This is a genomic window from Nguyenibacter vanlangensis (genome assembly GCF_013376155.1).
Taxonomy (GTDB): Bacteria; Pseudomonadota; Alphaproteobacteria; order Acetobacterales; family Acetobacteraceae; genus Gluconacetobacter; species Gluconacetobacter vanlangensis.
Genome location: NZ_JABXXP010000366.1, coordinates 1 through 2,965 on the forward strand (window position 1 = coordinate 1; position 2,965 = coordinate 2,965).

A 2,965-nucleotide genomic window follows, 5' to 3' on the forward strand; every position below is an offset into this window, starting at 1 on the left:
GCCACGCCTGCCGCTCACCCGCGCCAGGGGAACCACGCCGAACGCCCCGTCCTCGCCCGGCACGCGCCCGGTTTCCGCCATCTGCTTGTGCTGTCGCATACGCGCAACTCCCCCTTCACGGCCGCGCCATTGCGCGGCCCATGTCAAGAAAACCGATTATTTTACCGTCAAATGGTCAAAGGGCGCGCTTCAGCGCACCACCACCGTAAACAATGCCGGCGGATCGGCCGGCCTGCCGTCCCGGCCCAGATGCTGCCGCACGTCCTTCAACATCCCCAGATGCCGCGCCAGAAGATCCAGGCTCGGCGTCCGCGGCGCCAGGCGCACGGTAAAATGCCCCGCCTTGTCCCACGACCAGCCCAGCACCGCGCAGCGCACGTCCTCCGGCAGGCGCGCCACGTCCTCCGGCCCGTCCAGCCTGTGCGCCGCGATCACCCCCACGTCATAGAAGGCCAGGCGCATCAGTTCGGTAATCACCCGATCCTGACTGACCTGTACCCGGTCCAGCCGCGCCGCCTTGCCTTGCGCGATCGCCGCCTTCACCCGCGCTTCGCCCAGCAGCCGCGGCCCGTACCGGTCGGCCGCCTTCGGGTCGTAGCCCGCCCGGATCGCCGCCCGGGTCGCATTCAGGTCGATCAGATATTCCGCGACGAACCGCTCCTGCCGCGGCGTCAGCCCACGCCTGTCGCCCGCCTTCGGCATCCCGCACCCCCTGCGAAAATTCCCGTTACCGACACTATAGAGTTCAAAACGGGATGCCGGATATCCTTATTCTCGAATCGCGAAGGGCGCGGCGGGCCGGACGGCCCCGTCCGCCGTGATCGGGCCGGGACGGCCCAGGAAATAGCCCTGCGCCTCGGTGCATCCCTCGACATCCAGGATGTCGAGCTGCACACGCGTCTCCACCCCTTCCGCCAGCACCGGAATGTTCAGGCTGCGCCCCAGCGCCAGGATGGCGCGCAGGATCGCCTTGGATTCCGGCGTGTGCTCCACCTCGGTCATGAAGCTGCGGTCCAGCTTGATCTTGTCGAACGGAAAGGTCCGCAGCGTATCCAGCGACGAATACCCCACCCCGAAATCGTCGATCGCGATCGACACGCCCAGCGCCTTGATCTGCCGCAGGGTGCGCAACGACCGAACCTTGTCCGTCACGATGGCGGTCTCGGTCATCTCCAGCTCCAGCCGGCGCGGGTCCAGCCCGGTCTCCACCAGGATGGCGCCGACATGCGCCGCCAGATGCTCGTCCCCCAGTTGCACGGCCGAGAGATTGACCGCGATCTTGTAGGGCCGGGTCCAGCTCGCGGCCTCGCGGCACGCCGCGCGCAGCACCCATTCCCCGATCGGCACGATCGCCCCGCATTCCTCGGCCAGCGGAATGAACCGCATCGGCGGCACCAGGCCCCAGTCCGGATGCCGCCAGCGCAGCAGCACCTCGAATCCGGTCACTTCGCCGCTCGACACGTTCCGCTGCACCTGGAAATCCAGATGGAACTGCTCGCGCTCCACCGCTTCCCACAACGCGGCGGCCAGCGCGCGCCGGCTGCGCGCGGCCTCATCCATCTCGGCCTCGTAGAAGCAGATCCGCTCGCGCAACGCCGCCTTGGCCCGATACATCGCCAGGTCGGCATTGCCCATCAGCGCCTCGGCCGTCCGGGCATCCTGCGGAAACAGCGACACGCCGATGCTGGCATCCGGCCGCAGTTCGAAGCCGTCCAGCGCGATCGGCCGCGACAGGCAATCCTCCAGCCGGCCGATAAAGCCGTGCAGTTCGGCAATGTCGTCGAACCGCTTGGCCGCCGCGAACTCGTCGCCGCCCAGCCGCGCCACCAGTTCGTCAACCGCCCGCACGCCGCGGATCCGCTCGGCCAGGATCACCAGCACCCGGTCGCCCACCGCATGGCCGCGCTGGTCGTTGATCTCCTTGAACTTGTCCAGGTCGATGCCGATCACCGCCAGCCGCGCCCCGTCGCGCTCGGCCAGCGCCAGCTCGCGCCGCAGCGCCTCGTTGAACCGCGCCCGGTTCGCCAGCCCGGTCAACCCGTCATGATGCGCCAGATAGGCGATGCGCGCCTCGGCCCGCAGGCGCTCGGTCACGTCCTCATAGGTCGCGACCCAGCCGCCATCCTCCATCCGCCGCACGGTCACCTGGACCGCCATCTCCTCTCCCAGGCGCAGTTGCAACTGCCCGCCCAGCCCCTGTTCCTGGCCCTGTTCCTGGCCCTGCCGCAGCAGGGCCATATGCCGCGCATGGGCGTCCTCCACCCGCCGCCGCCGCTCCGCCTCGGGCAGGCCCAACCGTGCATGGATCGCCTCCAGCAGCGCGCCATGGTCCATGCCCGGCCGCATGTCCCGCTCCGCCAGGCCGAACAGCGCGGCACAGCGTCCGTTGGCCAGCACCAGCCGCCCGTCCGCCCCGAACAGGCATAGGCCCTGCGACATGTTCTCCAGCGCGATGTCCAGATTGCGCGTCACCCGCGCGATCCGGTCGGCATCCTCCTTCCCCCTGGTCTGGTCGCGGGTGATCGTCGCAAAGCCGATCAGCCCGCCCTCCTCGTCCCGCACCGGGTCCAGCGTCACCGACGCCCAGAACGCCGTCCCATCCTTGCGATAGCGCCATCCCTCCCGCACCACCGCTCCGGCACGGGCCTCGGCCAGCATGCGCCGCGGCACGCCTTCCGCCCGCTCCGCGTCCGAATGGAACTGCGCGAAATCCCGTCCCAGGATCTCCGCGGCCGCATAGCCTTTCAGCCGCTGCGCCCCGACATTCCACGTGCTGACCCGCCCCAGCGGGTCCAGCATGAAGATCGCGTGGTCCCGCACCCCTTCGACCAGCAGCCGGAATCCCAGGTCGCTCCGCCAGACCGCGCGCTCGGCCCGCAGGGCGAAGAACGCCGCCGCCGCCCCGACCGACAGCAGCGCCAGCGCCGCCGCCCCGATCACCAGGATCATGACCGTCGGCGATGCC

General features: G+C 69.6%; 2 protein-coding genes. Both read right to left on the minus strand.

Annotated elements, in window-relative coordinates:
* Positions 1 to 189: 189 nt before the first annotated feature.
* Positions 190 to 702: a terminase small subunit gene (locus tag HUK84_RS13925; RefSeq protein ID WP_176640824.1), complete on the minus strand. Its 513-nt coding sequence runs from the start codon at positions 700 to 702 to the stop codon at positions 190 to 192.
* A gap of 66 nt (positions 703 to 768) precedes the next feature.
* Positions 769 to 2,965 (minus strand): putative bifunctional diguanylate cyclase/phosphodiesterase (locus HUK84_RS13930; RefSeq protein ID WP_246285689.1); only part of this gene is annotated, 2,197 nt, incomplete at its 5' end.